This window comes from Mycobacterium sp. 4858, from assembly GCF_900240975.1.
Taxonomy (GTDB): Bacteria; Actinomycetota; Actinomycetes; order Mycobacteriales; family Mycobacteriaceae; genus Mycobacterium.
This window is the reverse complement of the sequence record NZ_LT968775.1, coordinates 715,601-731,953: the sequence shown is the minus strand read 5'-3', so window position 1 is coordinate 731,953 and position 16,353 is coordinate 715,601. Positions and strand designations below refer to the sequence as shown.

General features: G+C 67.4%; 16 protein-coding genes and 1 pseudogene. 9 read left to right on the top strand and 8 right to left on the bottom strand.

The annotated features are described in order from the left end of the window. Positions 1-50: 50 nt before the first annotated feature. Positions 51-1,136: a dihydrodipicolinate reductase gene (locus C1737_RS03390; protein ID WP_068093763.1), complete on the bottom strand. Its 1,086-nt coding sequence runs from the start codon at positions 1,134-1,136 to the stop codon at positions 51-53. A gap of 106 nt (positions 1,137-1,242) precedes the next feature. Between C1737_RS03390 and C1737_RS03385 the strand changes: the two genes are divergently transcribed. The 3 genes from C1737_RS03385 (at position 1,243) to C1737_RS03375 (ending at position 3,514) form a co-directional block, all read left to right on the top strand. Further along, positions 1,243-1,584, top strand: coding sequence for an MmpS family transport accessory protein (locus tag C1737_RS03385; protein WP_197509080.1), 342 nt, complete (start codon positions 1,243-1,245; stop codon positions 1,582-1,584). Next, entirely contained in the window at positions 1,574-2,872 is a 1,299-nt protein-coding gene (locus tag C1737_RS03380; protein ID WP_102417236.1) for a cytochrome P450, read from the top strand. Before C1737_RS03385 ends, C1737_RS03380 begins: the two co-directional genes overlap by 11 nt. A gap of 78 nt (positions 2,873-2,950) precedes the next feature. Next, positions 2,951-3,514: an ester cyclase gene (locus C1737_RS03375; protein WP_067919002.1), complete on the top strand. Its 564-nt coding sequence runs from the start codon at positions 2,951-2,953 to the stop codon at positions 3,512-3,514. Between the two features lie 5 nt (positions 3,515-3,519). Here the strand turns inward: C1737_RS03375 and C1737_RS03370 are convergent, their stop codons facing one another. Beyond that, complete coding sequence (locus C1737_RS03370; protein WP_102417235.1) at positions 3,520-4,230, bottom strand: haloacid dehalogenase type II; 711 nt, start codon at positions 4,228-4,230, stop codon at positions 3,520-3,522. 6 nt (positions 4,231-4,236) lie between these two features. Between C1737_RS03370 and C1737_RS03365 the strand changes: the two genes are divergently transcribed. Further along, on the top strand, positions 4,237-4,608 hold the full coding sequence (locus C1737_RS03365; RefSeq protein WP_067919003.1) for a YidH family protein: 372 nt from the start codon (positions 4,237-4,239) through the stop codon (positions 4,606-4,608). Between the two features lie 41 nt (positions 4,609-4,649). After that, positions 4,650-4,925, top strand: a complete 276-nt coding sequence (locus C1737_RS03360) for a DUF202 domain-containing protein (RefSeq protein ID WP_199182799.1) — start codon at positions 4,650-4,652, stop codon at positions 4,923-4,925. Here C1737_RS03360 and C1737_RS03355 read toward each other — a convergent pair whose 3' ends face one another. Beyond that, a complete protein-coding gene (locus C1737_RS03355; RefSeq protein WP_233214642.1) occupies positions 4,926-7,802 on the bottom strand; it encodes an RND family transporter in 2,877 nt (958 codons plus the stop codon). A 596-nt stretch (positions 7,803-8,398) separates the two neighbouring features. Here C1737_RS03355 and C1737_RS03350 point away from each other — a divergent pair. Both C1737_RS03350 and C1737_RS03345 read left to right on the top strand, forming a co-directional pair. Then, positions 8,399-9,286: a glycosyltransferase family 2 protein gene (locus C1737_RS03350; protein WP_102417232.1), complete on the top strand. Its 888-nt coding sequence runs from the start codon at positions 8,399-8,401 to the stop codon at positions 9,284-9,286. A gap of 32 nt (positions 9,287-9,318) precedes the next feature. Then, positions 9,319-10,089: pseudogene (locus C1737_RS03345) on the top strand (lysophospholipid acyltransferase family protein); the annotation flags it as partial. Between the two features lie 2 nt (positions 10,090-10,091). On the opposite strand, the gene C1737_RS03340 reads toward C1737_RS03345, so the two are convergent. From C1737_RS03340 to C1737_RS03330, 3 genes are all read right to left on the bottom strand, one after another. After that, the gene (locus C1737_RS03340) at positions 10,092-10,328 is read right to left on the bottom strand and encodes a hypothetical protein (protein ID WP_068093751.1); all 237 of its coding nucleotides are present in this window, start codon (positions 10,326-10,328) and stop codon (positions 10,092-10,094) included. Between the two features lie 324 nt (positions 10,329-10,652). Next, entirely contained in the window at positions 10,653-12,140 is a 1,488-nt protein-coding gene (locus C1737_RS03335) for an NAD(P)/FAD-dependent oxidoreductase (RefSeq protein WP_102417760.1), read from the bottom strand. A gap of 183 nt (positions 12,141-12,323) precedes the next feature. Next, positions 12,324-12,566 (bottom strand): acyl carrier protein, encoded by a 243-nt coding sequence (locus C1737_RS03330; protein ID WP_102417230.1) that lies wholly within the window; start codon positions 12,564-12,566, stop codon positions 12,324-12,326. A gap of 233 nt (positions 12,567-12,799) precedes the next feature. On the opposite strand from C1737_RS03330, the gene C1737_RS03325 reads away from it, so the two are divergent. Continuing rightward, on the top strand, positions 12,800-13,552 hold the full coding sequence (locus tag C1737_RS03325; protein ID WP_102417229.1) for a cutinase family protein: 753 nt from the start codon (positions 12,800-12,802) through the stop codon (positions 13,550-13,552). 115 nt (positions 13,553-13,667) lie between these two features. Continuing rightward, on the top strand, positions 13,668-14,222 hold the full coding sequence (locus C1737_RS03320) for a nitroreductase family deazaflavin-dependent oxidoreductase (RefSeq protein ID WP_142393419.1): 555 nt from the start codon (positions 13,668-13,670) through the stop codon (positions 14,220-14,222). A 19-nt stretch (positions 14,223-14,241) separates the two neighbouring features. Here the strand turns inward: C1737_RS03320 and C1737_RS03315 are convergent, their stop codons facing one another. Both C1737_RS03315 and C1737_RS03310 read right to left on the bottom strand, forming a co-directional pair. Then, on the bottom strand, positions 14,242-15,006 hold the full coding sequence (locus tag C1737_RS03315) for an Rv3717 family N-acetylmuramoyl-L-alanine amidase (protein ID WP_102417228.1): 765 nt from the start codon (positions 15,004-15,006) through the stop codon (positions 14,242-14,244). Between the two features lie 16 nt (positions 15,007-15,022). Then, positions 15,023-16,210, bottom strand: coding sequence for a condensation domain-containing protein (locus tag C1737_RS03310; protein WP_233214639.1), 1,188 nt, complete (start codon positions 16,208-16,210; stop codon positions 15,023-15,025). Positions 16,211-16,353: the final 143 nt, after the last annotated feature.

Sequence of the window (16,353 nt, the reverse complement as noted above, 5' to 3'; positions counted from 1 at the left end):
ACCTGTACCTCGTCTCAGGGGAACCTAGGTGCCGCCTGTGCGCCAGCCGGTCAGCGGATGTTGCCGGCGCCGGCGATCAGCGGCAGGTCGAGCGGCGTGACCCAGCCCGGCCGCAGGTCGTTGACGGCGGGCACGGCGTTGAGCGCCCGCATCCCGGTCGCCAGGCACCCGGCCGTGGCCGCGTCGCGGCCCGACCCGTCGGTGAACCGGAACGCGGTTTCCTGGAACACGCTGGGCGTGCCCTCGATCTCCACCCGGTAGACGTCGTTGTCGTGCCCGGTGGGCCAGTCGGGGGCGGCGTCGAGGCCGATGCGGTTCACATGCTCGAGCTGAATCCTGGTCTCGCCCTTGTAGATCCCGTTGATGGTGAACCGGACCGCGGCGACGTGCCCGGGCTTGATGACACCCTTGACGGTGTTGCGCTCGGTCGGCGTCACCCACTTGTCCCAGGTGGTGGTGATCTCGTCGAGCATGATGCCCGCGGCGTGGGCGATCATCGGCACGGTGGCGCCCCACGCGAAGATCAGCATGTTGGAGTCTTCCAGCAGCGGGTGGTATTCGGGCTCGCGGCCGATGCCCATCTCGACTTCGTAATCGCCTTCGTAGTTGGTGTAGTCGAGCAGTTCGGACGCGCGCACCCGGCGCACCTCCGAGCACAGGCCCATCAGCGTCATGGGGAACAGGTCGTTGGCGAATCCGGGGTCGATGCCGGTGGTGAAGCACGACGACTCCCCCAGCTCGCACGCCTCGGTGATGGGCTGGATCCACTGCGGCGGGTTGAGGTGCATGGTCGGCCACACCCACGGGGTCATCGCCGTCGAGCAGACGTCGATCCCGGCCCGCAGGAACCGCGTGATCAGCGCGATGTTGTCCTGGGCGTGCATCGCCGTCGGGCCGTAGTGCACCAGCGCGTCGGGCTTCAGCGCGATCAGCGCGTCGACGTCGTCGGTGGCGATGATGCCGACCGGCTCGGGCAGCCCGCAGATGTCGCCGACGTCGCGCCCCACCTTGTCGGGGTTGCTGACGCCCACCCCCACCAGTTCGAACAGCGGATGCTTGACGATCTCGGCGATCACCATCTTGCCCACGAAGCCGGTGCCCCAAACCACCACACGTTTTGCGCCGTGTTCCGACATACTCACCTTCCCGTGCCAGCCCCCCTTGGGACTCACATTAGAGCGGCGCCGCTTCGTCTGGGCGGAAAGCTTCCGTAGCACCGCATGTGGTGACACGATGCAAATCATGACGAAGCATCGGCGTGGCCTGAGGATCCTGTTCGCCGTCGGAGTCGGCTGGGTCGCGACGGTCCCCGGCGTGGCCCAGGCCATCCCCCAGATGCCGCAGGCCCGCTACGAGGTGACCGGCGGCCCGGTCGCGCAGTACATCTCGTACCAGACCGACGCCGGTCAGCTGCACCAGGTCAACGTGCCGCTGCCGTGGTCGACGGAGTTCACCTCCTTCGGCGGGCAGGTGTTCGTGATCAGCGCGCAGGGCGCCGGCCCCCTGCGCTGCCGGATCCTGCTCGACGGCAACGTGGTCGCCGACGCGCAGTCGGCGGGCGGCAGGACCGTCTGTGCCCACTAAGACGGGTATCGCGACGCGAACGAACGGGGCTCCGCCGCCGGAGGTCCCTTTGTCCGACATCCACCTGGACTCGCTGGACTTCTGGGGCCTCGACGACGACTTCCGCGACGGCGCCTTCACCACGTTGCGCCGCGAGGCGCCCATCTCGTTCTGGCCCGCGATCGAGATGGAGGGGTTCGTGGCGGGCGACGGGTACTGGTCGCTGACCCGGCACGACGATGTGCACTTCGCCAGCCGCCATCCGGAGATCTTCAGCTCCAGCCCCAACATCACGGTCAACGACAACGCGCCGGAGATCGCCGAGTACTTCGGTTCGATGATCGTGCTCGACGACCCGCGGCACCAGCGGCTGCGTTCGATCGTCAGCCGGGCGTTCACCCCGAAGGTGGTGGCGCGCATCGAGGCGTCGGTGCGGGAGCGAGCCCGCCGGCTGGTCGCGTCGCTGATCGCCAATCACCCCAACGGGGAAGCGGACCTGGTCACCGAGCTCGCCGGCCCGCTGCCGCTGCAGATCATCTGCGACATGATGGGGATCCCCGAGGAGGACCATCAGCGAATCTTCCACTGGACCAACGTGATTCTCGGGTTCGGCGACCCCGACCTGACGACCGACTTCGACGAATTCCTCAAGATCTCGATGGACATCGGCGCCTACGCGTCCGCGCTGGCGGAGGACCGCCGCGTCAATCACCACGACGACCTGACCAGCAGCCTGGTGGAGGCCGAGGTCGACGGCGAGCGGCTGTCGTCGGCGGAGATCGCGTCCTTCTTCATCCTGCTGGTGGTGGCGGGCAACGAGACGACGCGCAACGCGACCAGCCACGGCGTGCTGGCCCTGTCGCGCTACCCCGACGAACGGGACAAGTGGTGGGCCAACTTCGACCGGCTGGCGCCGACGGCGGTCGAGGAGATCGTGCGGTGGGCCTCGCCGGTGGTCTACATGCGGCGGACGCTGACCCGCGACTTCAAGCTGAGCGGCACCAAGATGGCCGAGGGCGACAAGGCCGTGTTGTGGTACAACTCGGCCAACCGCGACGAGGCGACGTTCGCCAACCCCTGGCTCTTCGACCTGGCGCGAACCCCCAACCCGCACTTCGGTTTCGGTGGCGGCGGGGCGCATTTCTGCCTCGGCGCCAACCTTGCCCGCCGCGAGATCCGGGTGGTCTTCGACGAGTTGCGCCGCGAGATACCCGACATCGTCGCCGTCGAGGAGCCCGCCCGGCTGCTCTCGCAGTTCATTCACGGCATCAAGGCGCTGCCGGTCGCCTGGACGCCGCCCCGGGGGTAGCGCGCGGTCCGGAAGCATGTGCGCACTCGAAAACTTGATGGCGCCGGCGCTATCAAAATTCCGCCTAACCTATTCGTCATGACGATTCCCGCGTTCCCCGCCGCGGACGTACTTGCCGCCCGCCAGAAGCTCGTGCTCGACCACTTCCACGACGAGGTCCGCCAGGACTGGGACGACGTGTTGTCGACCTTCCCGCATCCGCGCTACGAGCTGATCCCGCAGATGATCGTCCACGACGGCGATCGAGCGGTGCGCGACTACTACGCCTACACCCGCACCGCGTTTCCCGACCAGGACCACGAGATCATCGCACTGCGGCACAGTGCCGACGCGGTGATCGTCGAGTTCTGGCTGATGGGTACCCATCTGGGCTACCTCGGCAAGGTGCCGCCGACGGGCAGCCGGTTCCGGGTCCGCATGACCGCCTACTTCGTCTTCGACGAGACGGAAACGCTTGTGTGCGAACGCATTTACTTCGACACGCTGACCATGATCAAGCAGCTGCTGGGCGGGCTGGACATGAAGAAGCCCGCCAATTGGCTGCTGGCCGCGCGCTGCGCGCGCGGCTTCCTGTCGATGTCGTCGGAGAAGCCGGACCCGGCGCTGACCAATACCGTCCCGCCGAGCTTCGCGACTGCCTGAACCGATCAGCAGCCGAGTTGGGCTGCGAGATCGAGGAAGTCGGACGCGTTGATGTCGAATTCGTCGGAATAGGTCACGTCGGCGTCGCCGTCGGCGCCGAACTCCAGCGGGCGCGCGACGAAGGCGGTCCGGAACCCGAGCCGGGCCGCGGCGCGGATGTCGTACTTGTGGCTGGCCACCATCATGATCTCGCCGGCGTCCAGGCCCAGATACGTCGCGGCCATCCGATACACCGCCGGGTCGGGCTTGAACGCCCCGGCCATCTCCGCGGCGAAGATCGCGTCGAAGGGCAGCCCCGCCCGCTTGCAGATGCTGACGACTGCCGACACGTCGGCGTTCGACAGCGTGGCCAGGGTGTAGGCGGTTCGAAGCCGGGTCAGCCCGGGCATCGCGTCGGGCCAGGGCTTGAGCCGCTGCCAGGCCAGGGTCAACTCGTCGCGTTCGGCGCCGGACAGGGCGATGCCGCGCTGGTCCAGGACCGCGTCGAGGGCCCGCCGATACACCGCGCGCACCGACACCCACGCGGTACCGTGGTGCTCCGCCGTGTCGAGCGTCGTGAAGTAGCCTGCGCGCCAACGCCGTACCACGTCGGGCCAGTCGGCTTCCGGGTGCCGCCCGGCGGCGATCCGCCGCGCCTCCTCGCACAACGTCGAATGAAAGTCCGTCGCCGTGCCTTGCACGTCGAACAGCAGCGCCTTGACCACAGGCTTCATCATGCAACGATGTGCCTCGTGGCCGACACCGACAGCGCCGAAGAGCGCGAGCCCGATTACCGGTTCACCTTCGCCAACGAGCGGACTTTTCTGGCCTGGCAGCGCACGGCGCTGGGGTTGCTCGCCGCGGCCGTGGCGCTCGTGCAGTTGGTCCCGGAGCTGGGAGTCCCCGGCGCGCGCCGTGTGCTCGGTGGGGGGCTCGCGCTGCTGGCCATCCTCACCAGCGGGATGGGGTTGTTGCGTTGGCAGCAGGCGGATCGCGCCATGCGTCACGGGACCCCGCTGCCACGGCATCCCTCGCCGACCTACCTGGCGGTGGGCCTGACGGTGGTGGGGCTGATCGCGCTCGCGTTGGTGATCGCGAAGGCGGTCATGAGTTGAGCGAGCCGACGGCGAACCGCGGGGACCCGGCCGAGCGGACGATGCTGGCCTGGACGCGGACGTCGTTCGCGTTCCTGGGCAACGGCGCCCTGCTGATGATCAGGAACCTCCACGGCCCGGTCCGCCCGGCCGACCTGGTCCCCGCCGGGCTCGCCGGCGCCGTGGCGTTGGGAACGTTCCTGATCGCCGTGCGCCGCCAACACACCCTGCAGCAGCGGCCCCTCCCGCAGCGACTCACGCCCCGGCGCCAGGTGCACGTCATCGGCGGGGCCGTGCTGGCCCTCATCGTCGTCACCGCGCTCGCGCAGCTGATCTAGCTACTCGCCCAGCAGGGCCCGCACCGCCGGGCGGGGCCCAGTCGGCCGGAGCATGGCGCTGGCGGGGCGGGGACGCACCGTCAGCGGCCACCAGAACCAGCGGCCCAGCAGCGCGGCGATGGCCGGGGTCATGAACGCGCGCACCACCAGGGTGTCGAACAGCAGGCCCAGGCCGATGGTCGTGCCCACCTGGCCGAGCACCCGAAGCTCGCTGACCGCCATGGAGGCCATGGTGAAGGCGAACACCAGGCCCGCATTGGTCACCACCTTGCCGGTGCCGCCGACGGCCCGGATGATCCCGGTGTTCAGCCCGGCGCCGATCTCCTGCTTGAACCGGGCGACCAGGAGCAGGTTGTAGTCGGACCCCACGGCAAGCAGGATGATCACCGACATCGCCAGCACCAACCAGTGCAGCTCCATCCGAATGAGGTGCTGCCACAACAACACTGAGAGCCCGAACGAGGCGCCCAGGGACAGCGCGACCGTCCCCACGATCACCACGGCCGCGGCCAGGCTGCGGGTGATCACCAGCATGATGATGAAGATGAGGCACAGCGAGGAGATCGCCGCGATCATCAGGTCGTAGCTGGCGCCGTCGGAGATGTCCTTGAACACCGCCGCGGTGCCCCCGAGGGAGATTCGTGCGTTTTCCAGCGGGGTGGTCTTCAGCGCCTCCTCGGCCGCGGTCTTGATGGCCTCGACCCGGGCGAAACCCTCGGGCGTCGCCGGGTCGCCTCGGTGCAGGATGAACAGGCGCGCGGCTTTGCCGTCCGGCGACAAGAACATCTCCATGCCGCGCTTGAAGTCTCGGTTGCCGAAGACGTCCGGTGGCAGATAGAAGGAATCGTCGTTCTTGGACGCGTCGAAGGCCTGGCCCATGGCGCCGGGGTTCTTGCCGTTCTCATCCAGCTGGCCGAGCACCCCGGACATGGTGCTGTGCATCGTCAGCATCATGGTCCGCATGCTGGCCATGGAGTCGATCATCGGGGGGATCTGGGCGATCAGCTGGGGCAGGAGCACGTCGATCTTGTCGATGTCGGTGACCAAATCGCCGAGCCTGTCGTTGATTTCGTCGACTCCGTCGATCGCGTCGAAGATCGATCGCAGCGACCAGCAGACCGGGATGTCGTAACAGTGGCGTTCCCAGTAGAAGTAGCTGCGCACCGGCCGCCAGAAGTCCTCGAAATCCGAGATGCGGTCGCGCAATTCGGCCGTGATCGCCTGCACGTCGTGGGTTTCGCCGGTCAGGTGGTGGGTGGTGGCGACGAGCTGCGACATCAGGCCATGCATGCGCTGCATGATGGCGATCATCGTCGCCAGCTCGTCGGCCTGCCGCAGTAGGTCGTCCATCCGTTGCCGTTGGAAGGCGCTGTTCTCGGCCAGGACGGCGTTTTGCGCACCGATCATGAACGGCAGCGTGGTGTGCGGGAGTGTGGTCCCGTCCGGCCGGGTTATCGCCTGCACCCGGGAGACACCCGGAACGGCGAGCACGCCTTTGGCTAACTTGTTCAGTACCAACATGTCTGCCGGGTCGCGCAGGTCGTGGTCCGCCTCGACCAACAAGAGCTCCGGCTTCATCCGCGCCTGGGAGAAGTGGCGGTCGGCCGCGGCGTAGCCGGCGTTGGCCGGAATGTAAGCGGGAACGTATTGCCGGTCGTTGTAGCTGGTCTTGTACCCGGGCAACGCGAGCAGCCCGACGAGGGCGACGCCACACGTCGCCACCAGAACGGGCGCGGGCCAGCGGGTGACCACCGTGCCCATCCGTCGCCAGCCGCGGACCTTGATCATCCGCTTGGGGTCGAAGAGGCCGTAGCGGCTGCCGACGGTGAGCACCGCGGGCCCCAGGGTGAGCGCGGCCGCGACGGCGACGAGCATGCCCGCAGCGCAGGGGATGCCCAGGGACTGGAAATAGGGCAACCGGGTGAAGCTCAGGCAGTACGTCGCGCCCGCGATCGTCAGGCCGGAGCCGAGGATGACGTGGGCCACCCCGCGGTAGGTGGTGTAGTAGGCCGTCTCCCGATCCTCGCCGGCCTGGCGGGCCTCTTGGTAACGGCCGAGCAGGAAGATCCCGTAGTCCGTTCCGGCCGCCAGGCTCAGCGAGGTGAGCAGGTTGATGGCGAAGGTGGAAAGCCCGACGACGCCCAGGTCTGCGAGCAACGCGACGGTTCCGCGCGCGGCGACGAACTCGACGCCGACCAGGAGCAGCAGCAGCACGACGGTGACGATCGAGCGGTACACGGCGAGCAACACGACGAAGATCACCAGGACGGTCGTCGCCGTGATCAAGACGAGGGACTTGTCGCCGCTGGCGTGCATGTCCGCGATCAGCACCGAGGGCCCGGTCAGATAGACCTTGAGCCCGGCGGGCGGGGGCGTTCGCGCGACGATGCCCCGAACCGCCTCGATCGATTCCGCCGCCAGGGCCTCGCCCTGGTTACCGGCGAGGTCGAGTTGCACGTAGGTGGCCTTGCCGTCGGCGCTTTGCGCGCCCGCGGCGGTGAGCGGATCGCCCCAGAAATCCTGAACGTGCTGGACGTGCCGCCGGTCGTCTTTCAGCGTGCGGATCAGGGCGGCGTAGAACTTGTGCGCGTCGTCGCCAAGGGGTTGGTCGCCCTCGAGGACGATCATCGCCGCGTTGTCGGAATCGGATTCGGCGAAAACCTTGCCCATCCGCTTCATCGCCTGGATCGATGGCGCTTCGTCGGGCGTCATGGACACCGAATGTTCTTGTCCGACTTTTTCCAGCGATGGGACACAGAGGGTCACCAGGACCGCGACTGCCAGCCACCCGAAGATGATGGGGATCGAAAATCGGCGGATGGCGCGTGCGATGAATGGCTGTTCCGGATGTGCGGTGGCCGTGCGATTGTTGGTCACTCGGATTTCAATTATTGCCCTTTGCCCCGAGGTTTCTCGTAATGCGCACGACGCTTAGCACGGACGTCCACTTTGGTGTTGGTGTGTTCCGCGGGTAAACGTACGCTACGACGGGCGATGACGACTCGCAAATCGAACAATTGCCGTCTTCTTGGTCTCCGGCGACCTGCCGCAACGGCAGCGGGCGCTCCCTCCGGCCGGTGACGGGCGTCACCTCGGGGCCCCGGGCTGCGCAGGTCGGCCCGACCCGAGTCTTCAGTCCGCCTGCGCGGCGGGCATTTTCGCGCCCCGCACCGCCGAGCGGGCGCCGTTTCCGGTGGTTGCCGAAGCCGAGCGGAACGTCACGACCGGCGCTACACTGCTCCCTCATGTGTTCAACGTAGACACGTGTTGAACAAGCCGCCCTTGCGGGGTTAAGGTTTCGAGAAAACAAGCGATATCCGGAGGCAGACTGGGCCGCGATTGCCTTAGGGTCCGAATCAATGAGCGCACCGAATTCCCCGCAGCGGGCAATTCGGTGCGCATGTTCCACCGGCGCAGGGTCGGGGCCAATGCCAGTTTCCGTTTCTGCGCCTTCGCAGATTGGTCTCTGAGTAATGCCCCAACAGCCGTCCGTCGCGATCGTCATTCCGGCCTATAACGAGGAACGTTATATCGGCAAATGCCTGGCATCGTGCCTCGACCAGACCTCTGCGCCCGAGGAGATAATCGTCGTCGACAACAAGTCGACGGACGGTACCGCGGCCATCGTGCGCCGGTTTCAAGCCGAGAACGCGCACGTCGACATCCAGCTGATCGAGCAGAACGACCATCAGGGAATCGCCCCAACGCGCAACCATGGCTTCGATCACGCGCGCAGCGACGTCATCGCCCGGACCGACGCCGATTCCGTGGTCGCCAGGGACTGGGTCGAGACGATTCGCCGCCGGTTCGAGGATCCCGACGTCGACGCGGCGAGCGGGCCGATCGGGTTTCACGACATGCCGCTGCGGGGGTTCCTGTTCTGGACCGACTCGACCCTGCGCGGCAAGGTGCACAAGTACGCGAAGAACGAGCGGTTCCTCATCGGCGCCAACATGGCGATTCGCGCCCAGGCGTGGAAGTCGGTCCGCCACCTGACGCAGCTGGACCTCGAGGACTGCCTGCACGAGGACGTCGATCTCGCGCTGACCTTGTTCAAGAACGACTTCGAGATCGCCTACGAGCCGGGCATGGTAGTCGCCATGTCGGCCCGGCGGGTGGAGTCGTCACCGCGCGAGTTCTACCGGTATGTCACGCGCTATACGAGGACGACCGACCTGCACGGGGTCAGAAGTCCCGCGGGCTACACGGCGATCACCACACTGCTGTTGCTGTACTTCCCGTTCCGGACGATGCGGTTCTTCTACGATCCCGAAAACCTGCAGTTCACGTCGTCGAAGGCGCGCAACAAGCTGCGCGCGATGCGCGCCGGGCGGCGGTTACCCCGCGCGTCACGTCGATGACCGCCGGCGGTGAACTAGCCGATCCCGACGGCCCGCGACCCGCCGACCCCGGCGCCGCGGACGCCCCACGTCCGGGCGGGCCGATCGCCGGCCTCCGCAGGCAGGCGGCGCTGGTCGCGGGGTTCGGGTTGGCCGTCCCGCTCGCCGCCGGCGCGCTGGGGCTTGGCCTGCTCAGCGGGAGCCGGCGCCGCGGGCTCAACCTCTTCTCCTCCACCTGGCCCCACGCGCTGCTGGCGACCAACGGCATCCGCATCAATGTCGTTGGCACACAGAACCTGACGGCGCAGCGCCCGGCCGTCTTCCTCTACAACCACCGCAACCGCGTCGACCCGTTCGTCGCCGCCGCGCTGCTGCGCGACAACTGGATCAAGATCGCCAAAAAGGAACTGGCGAGCGACCCGATCATCGGCACGCTGCTGAAGCTGAACGACGGGGTGTTCCTCGACCGCGACGACACCGCCGCGGCGGTGGAAACCCTGCACCAGGTCGAGGAGCGCGCGAAGCAGGGGCTGTCGATCCTGATCGCCCCGGAGGGCACCGCGCTGGACACCACCGGGGTGGGGCCGTTCAAGAAGGGGGCGTTCCGCATCGCGATGGCGGCGGGAATTCCGATCGTGCCGATCGTGATCCGCAACGCGGAGATCATCGCCGCGCGGGATTCGATGGAGATTCACCCCGGCACGGTGGACGTCGCGGTGCTCCCGCCGATAGCGGTCGACGACTGGACCCTCGACACGTTGACCGATCGCATCGCCGAGGTGCGCGGGCTGTATCTGGACACGCTGGCCGATTGGCCGGCCGAGTCCTAGGCGGTTGCCCGAAGCCCGGAAACCGTCGAGCGCATCGGACGCAGCGACGACAGGAACATCACCCCGTAGCCGTTGGCGCGCAGGCTGACTCGCAGGCCCGCGCTCGGCGTGTTGTGCTCGAACCACCGGGCCAGGGCCGGACGGTGCTGGTAGGCGGAAGCGTTCTCGACGCCCAGCAGCCGCAAGAGGGCCGACAACGTGTTGGGCTGGCTGGCCCCCGAGGCGATGGTCAATGTGTTCCTTCCTGGGTGTGCAGGGGTAGCAGCTGCTGTGTGGTCGAGTCGGCTACCGAATGCGCGGGCGCGTCGATGTCACCCAGCACGAAAGCGAAGGTGATCGCCAGGCAAGCGCATCCCGGCACAGTGTTTCCATTGGGCCACATCGACTTTCGCGTCGGTCGCGGACGGAAGTCCGCGTATCTGCTTCAGGCCCGATTACCCCGCTCCGACACGCGCAAACGGCACGCGGGTAAATCCACGGAATCGCCGGCGTCCCATCGGCCACACGCGTCACTGGAACGGCCGCCGCGGCCCGGGGTTGCTGTGGCGGGTGTGGCGTTAAGCGATCACGTAGTCGCTGAGCGGGAACGTCGCGGCTTCCCGCACCGAGTTCAACGTCGACGTGGGCCGCAGCAGCGACGCCTCGCCGCTTGGGCTGAAGTAGTACGACCGCGACGTGGCGCAGTTGCCGGAGTAGAACACCGTGTTGTCCAGCCGTTCGGTCATCCGCTCCATGAACCGGTCGTTGGCCTCCTCGGTCACCTCGAATGTCGTCGCGCCGCGGCGCTTGACCTCGCCAAGCAGCCGGTCCATGTGCCGCATCTGGTACTCGATGGTGTGGAAGAAGGACAGGCCGGAGAAGGCGAACGGGCTGGCCAGGCTGAAGTAATTGGGGAAGTACGGCATGGTGACGCCCTGGTAGGCCTGGAACCGGGTCTCCCGCCACCACTTTCCGAGGTTGCGGCCCTTGCGGCCGACCACCTCGATGGCCGGGAAGTTGGCCTCCCACAGGTCGAAGCCGGTCGCCAGGACCAGGGTGTCGATCACGGTCTTACGCCCGTCGACGGCGACGACGCCGTCCGGCTCGATCCGCTCGATCCCGGCGGTCTCCAGGTGCACGTTGGGCTGGGTGAACGCGCGGTAAAAGGTGTTGGAAAAGGTCGGCCGCTTGCAGCCGAGGTCATAGTCCGGCGTCAACCTGGCGCGCAGTTCTTTGTCGCGGATCCACCGGAACCGGTTGATCTTGGCGAGGTCGGAGGCGGAGATGTTGCCCCGCCCGCGGGACTCTTTGAAGTGCAGCGCCCCGACCACCATGATGATCTCGAGGAGGATGTCGGTCACCCACCGCAGCGCGCGCTGCGCCGCCGGCACCCGGGCGAACAGCCGCCGCACCCCCGGGGAGAACCCGAAGTCGAACTTCGGCAGCACGTGGGTCGCGGTGCGCTGGTAGACGGTCAGCTCGCCGGCCTGCCTGGCCAGCTCCGGAATGACCTGCACCGCCGACGCCCCGGTCCCGATGACCGCGATGCGCTCGCCCTGGTAGCGGTGGTCGTGGTCCCACGCGGTGGTGTGGACCACCTTGCCCCGGAAGCTGGAGACGCCGGGGATGTCCGGCATGCGGGGCTGGGACAGGAAACCCGTGGCGGTGATCAGGAAACGGGACGTCAGGGTTTCCCCGCTGGCGAGCGCCACCCGCCACACCGCGGCGTCCTCGTCCCACTGGGCGCCTTCCACCGTGGTGTTGAACCGCATCTTGCGGCGCACGTCGTACTTGTCGGCGACGTCTTCGGCGTACTTCTTGACCTCACCGCCAGGCGCGAACAGCCGCGACCAGCCCGGATTGGGCTCGAACCAGTAGGAGTAGGTGGTCGACGGGATGTCGACGGCGATCCCCGGGTAGTGGTTGACGTGCCAGGTGCCACCCAGGTCGTCCTCGCGCTCGACGATGACGAAGTTGTCGTATCCGAGGCGCTTGAGCTGGATCGCGGCGCCGATGCCCCCAAAGCCCGCGCCGACGATGACGGCGTCGAAAAGGTCCGTGTTCACATCCCGCTCCGTGTTCACTTGCTCTTGCTCCGCGCTTACACACAAAGAACTTTCACTAATCTTACGGAATTCTAATAGTGCTGTGCGCGACGACGCGGGCGTGTTTGCCGGCATGTGACCTTGCCGACACCAAAAGCTGCTGCCAGACAGGCTGCTTTGCGGGACGCGGCGTCGCCGGCGCTCTTAGCGCGCGGCCGGCCCGGCCGAGGCCGTCGCCTGGAGGCGGCCCAGGAACTCGTGGCATCGCCGCGCGCGCTCGGAGTCTTGCGCCATCACCTCGCTGAAGAACGATGCGACGTCGTCCATGCCAGCGTTTTTCGCGTCGCGCACGTACTGGCCGTAGTCGTGTCCCGCCTTCAGCGAGTGGTACTGCACGGAGATGAGGTCGAAAGCCACGTCATCGAAACCTGTTTCACCCGTAGTCATGTCATCACCCTTCCGTGTCGTCAGCGTGTTCGCCGGACCGGCTACCCTGGGAGATCGACACCAAACGGCGGCCCGGGGGCAGTTTCGTTAGATGGCGTTTCCCGGGTCCCTTCGGATGGGCGTCATATCGGTGCGACGACACGCGGCGCTCATCCGACGCATGTTGCGGCGCCTAGGTATACAGGAAACAATGACGAATTGTTCGCCATATTGACAGTTTGGGAGGGGTCCGTATGGGCACTAGTCGCGGCATGATCGCACGTCTCTTCATCCGTTCCCTGGCTCCAGCAGTCGCCGCGGCGTCCGGCCTCGGCGCGTCGGCCCTCGTCGGTTCCGCCCTGCCCACCGCCGCCGCCCAATGTCCCGACGTACAGGTGGTCTTCGCCCGCGGCACCGGCGAAGCCCCCGGCGTCGGCCCCACCGGACAAGCCTTCGTCGACGCCCTGCACTCGCGCATGGGAAGCAAATCCTTCGACGTCTACCCGGTCAACTACCCCGCCAGCGACCAATGGGACACCGGCGTCGACGGCATCAGAGACGCCGCGAACCATGTCAATTCGATGGCCCACGACTGCCCCAACACCAAAATGGTGCTCGGCGGCTACTCCCAGGGCGCGGCCGTGATGGGCTTCGTCACCTCCCCCTCGGTGCCCGACGGCGTCGACCCCAACACCGTGCCCAAGCCCCTAGACCCCGCGGTCGCCCAACACGTCTCCTCGGTCGTGCTGTTCGGCATGCCCAACGTGCGCGCCATGAACTTCCTCAACGAGCCGCCGGTGGTCATCGGCCCGGCCTACCAGGACAAGACCATCAAGGTCTGCGCCACCGAAGACCCGGTCTGCTCCGACGGCATGAACTTCGCCGCCCACAACACCTACGCCGACGACGGCGCCATGATCGACAAAGGCGTCGCCTTCGCCTCCAGCCACCTCGACGCGGGCACCAGCCCCGCCGGCGCGTCGCCGGTCCGCGGCTTCACCGGCTGAGCGACCGCTCGGCTGGCTGTACTGGCCCAATGCCGACGGACCTTCGCGGCAGTGACTTTCGTCTCTCGTGCGCGACGGCAGGCCTGGGGTGTGCTTGGCGCCAAAGGAGGCGCTGATGAATATCGGAGTGGGGACCCGCGGCCGAAGCACTGCCGTCGTGCTGACCGTCGCCGGCCTGGCCCTGGCCTGGCTGGTGCTGTTGCCCAGGGTCCTTCGGCGGCACCGGGACCTCATGGTCCGACACGGCCCGTTCAAGCGGTTCTTGACGGCTTACAACAACTTGACCCGCGGGATCGCGGGGACCGAGCGGTCGCCGTGGGGGCTGTTGACGCATGTCGGGCGCCGCAGCGGACGCGAATACCAGACGCCGCTGGGCGCGTACCCCTTCCGCGACGGTTTTCTGGTGCCCCTGGGCTACGGGCCGCACACGGACTGGTACCAGAACCTGATGGCAGCCGGGACGTGCACGTTGACCTGGAGGGGCCGTACCTACCGGCTCGAGCGGCCCGAGCTCATATCCGGGGTCGGGGTGACACGCGCATGGCCGCCGGCGTCTCGGGTCTTCCTGCACCTGGCCGGTATTCACGATTTTGTGTGGCTGCATACCAGCCGCGCACATGAAGCCGAGGCGCGACCGCTCACGTCGCCGGTGCAACAAGCGGCAGGGTGACGGCGACTCGTGACGCGGCCTACCCGCCTTTGGCGTTCAGGAAGGCGACGATGCCCTGGGTGACCGCGGCGGCGTACTTCGCCCGGCCGTCGGGGCTCTGCATGCGCGCGGCCTCCTCGGCGTTCTTCATGTTGCCGAGTTCGACGAGGACGGCCGGGTACTGGGCCAGGTTCAGCCCCGCCAGGTCGTCCCGGCCGTACAGGCCGCCCGACCCGATGTAGTTGGCGGGCTGGAAACCGGCCTGCGACAGCGCATCCCGCATGGTGGTGGCCAACTGCACGGCCGGGCCGGCCTGGATGTCGTTCAGCGGCGGGCTGGAGTAGTTCACGTGGAATCCGCTGCCGGACGGCGGTCCGCCGTCGGCGTGGATGCTCACGATCGCGTCCGGGCGCATCGCGTTGGCGGCCGCCGCGCGTTCGTCGATGCACGGGCCGACGGAGCTGTCGTCGCCGCGGGAGAGTTGGGTGCGAACGCCCATCTGGTTGAGCGACTCGCTGATCAGGGTCACGACGGCCCAGGTGAAGGCGTGCTCGGGGTAGCCGTCGGCGGTGGCCGTGCCGGAGGTCTGGCAGGCCTTGGTCCCGCCCCGGCCATTGGGGACCTGCTGGTTGATCGAGGCGTCGTTGACGGCGTTGTGCCCCGGGTCGAGGAAGACGGCCGCCCCGGCCAGGCCGGCGTGGGCGCGGGGTGCGCTGATGAGCGCGCCGGCACCGAGCAGCGCCGGCGTGAATCTCAGCAGGTCGCGGCGCGAAACGGGTCCCAGCCGGCCGGGGCGGTCAGTCACCGCGTGATGGTAACAATCAGCGTTCCTGCACGGCCGCCGCGAGTGCGTCGGCGACGCCCTTCAGCAAGGTGGCCGGCACGTTGTAGCCGCAGGTCACCATCCTCAGCCTGCCCTCGAACGTCGTGATCCCGGTGACGTACTCGCCGTCGGTCTGGCTTTGGACGATCGGACCCCACACCGCCGTGGGCCGCAGCGGGCCGGCGCCGTCGAGGTTCTGCACGCCCAGGTTCGTGGCGATCATCTCGAATGGGCAGAAGCGGCTGAACAGTGCTTCGGCGTGGTCTACTTCGGCGTCGACGGGGATCGCTTGCGCGACGGCCTGCGAGGCCGCGCGGATCCCCCGGGCGGACCGTGCGACGTCCAGGTGTGCGGTCGTCGCACGCGCCTGCTCCCAGAACGGCATTCCGTCCCACGGGGACAGCCCCGTCCAGGTCGACTGGATGTAGAGACCGCAGTCGCCCCCCACGCCGATCAGCCCCCGGAAGTTGATGGGGTTGAGCACCCGCACAAAGTTTTCGCCACGCTCGGCGGCGCGCACCCGGCACAGCGCCACCACGAGCGCCGCGTGCACCGTGGTGCGTTCCTCGCGGCACCGCTGCGCCAGTAGCGCGGTATCCACTTCCGGCATCGCCATGGTGTGCACGTTGGTCACGGCGCCGTCGAACGGCCGGATCGCGCTCGGTTCGCGCATCCTCGGGTCCTCGGGCAGCTCCAGCGGCGCGATCTCACCGAGCGTGCGGGCGACGAGGTCCTCCTGGGCCTGCGGCACCGGCAGATTGGGCAAGTCCGCGCCGTTGAGCGCGGCGATGACATCCTTGAGCACCAGCACCGAGGAAATTCCATCGGCGACACTGTGGTCGAACGTCAGCGCCAGCGCGCTGCTGGTCCGCCCCTGCAGCAGCGATGCGCGTATCAACGGTGCGCGCGAGCGGTCGAATGGTCGGCCTAGCCCGTCCGCCACGGCGGCCTCCCAAGACTCCGCGCGGCGGACGGTCAACGTGATCGGTGCGACTTTGGCGGCGCGGTAGAAGCCGAGCCGCGTACCGGGCTGGTCCTCAACGTGTACTGACAACAAGGGATGTCGTCGCTGCACGGACACCAGCGCGGATCTCACCTTGTTTGCGGTGAGCACTTGGTCGAACTCGGCGACGAGCGAGAAGTGTGTCGGATTGCGTTCGCTGTAGCGGTAGAAGAGCCGTTCCATGGCACCAATCGGGCGAATCAAATCTGCTGCGATCACCAAGTCTCCAAACATCTTTGAGGCACTGCGACACAATGCAGACGGCCGCCGGCAACGTTTGGTTCAAGACGGTGCGCGAAATCGGTTGAGCGTTAACGCAAATGTTA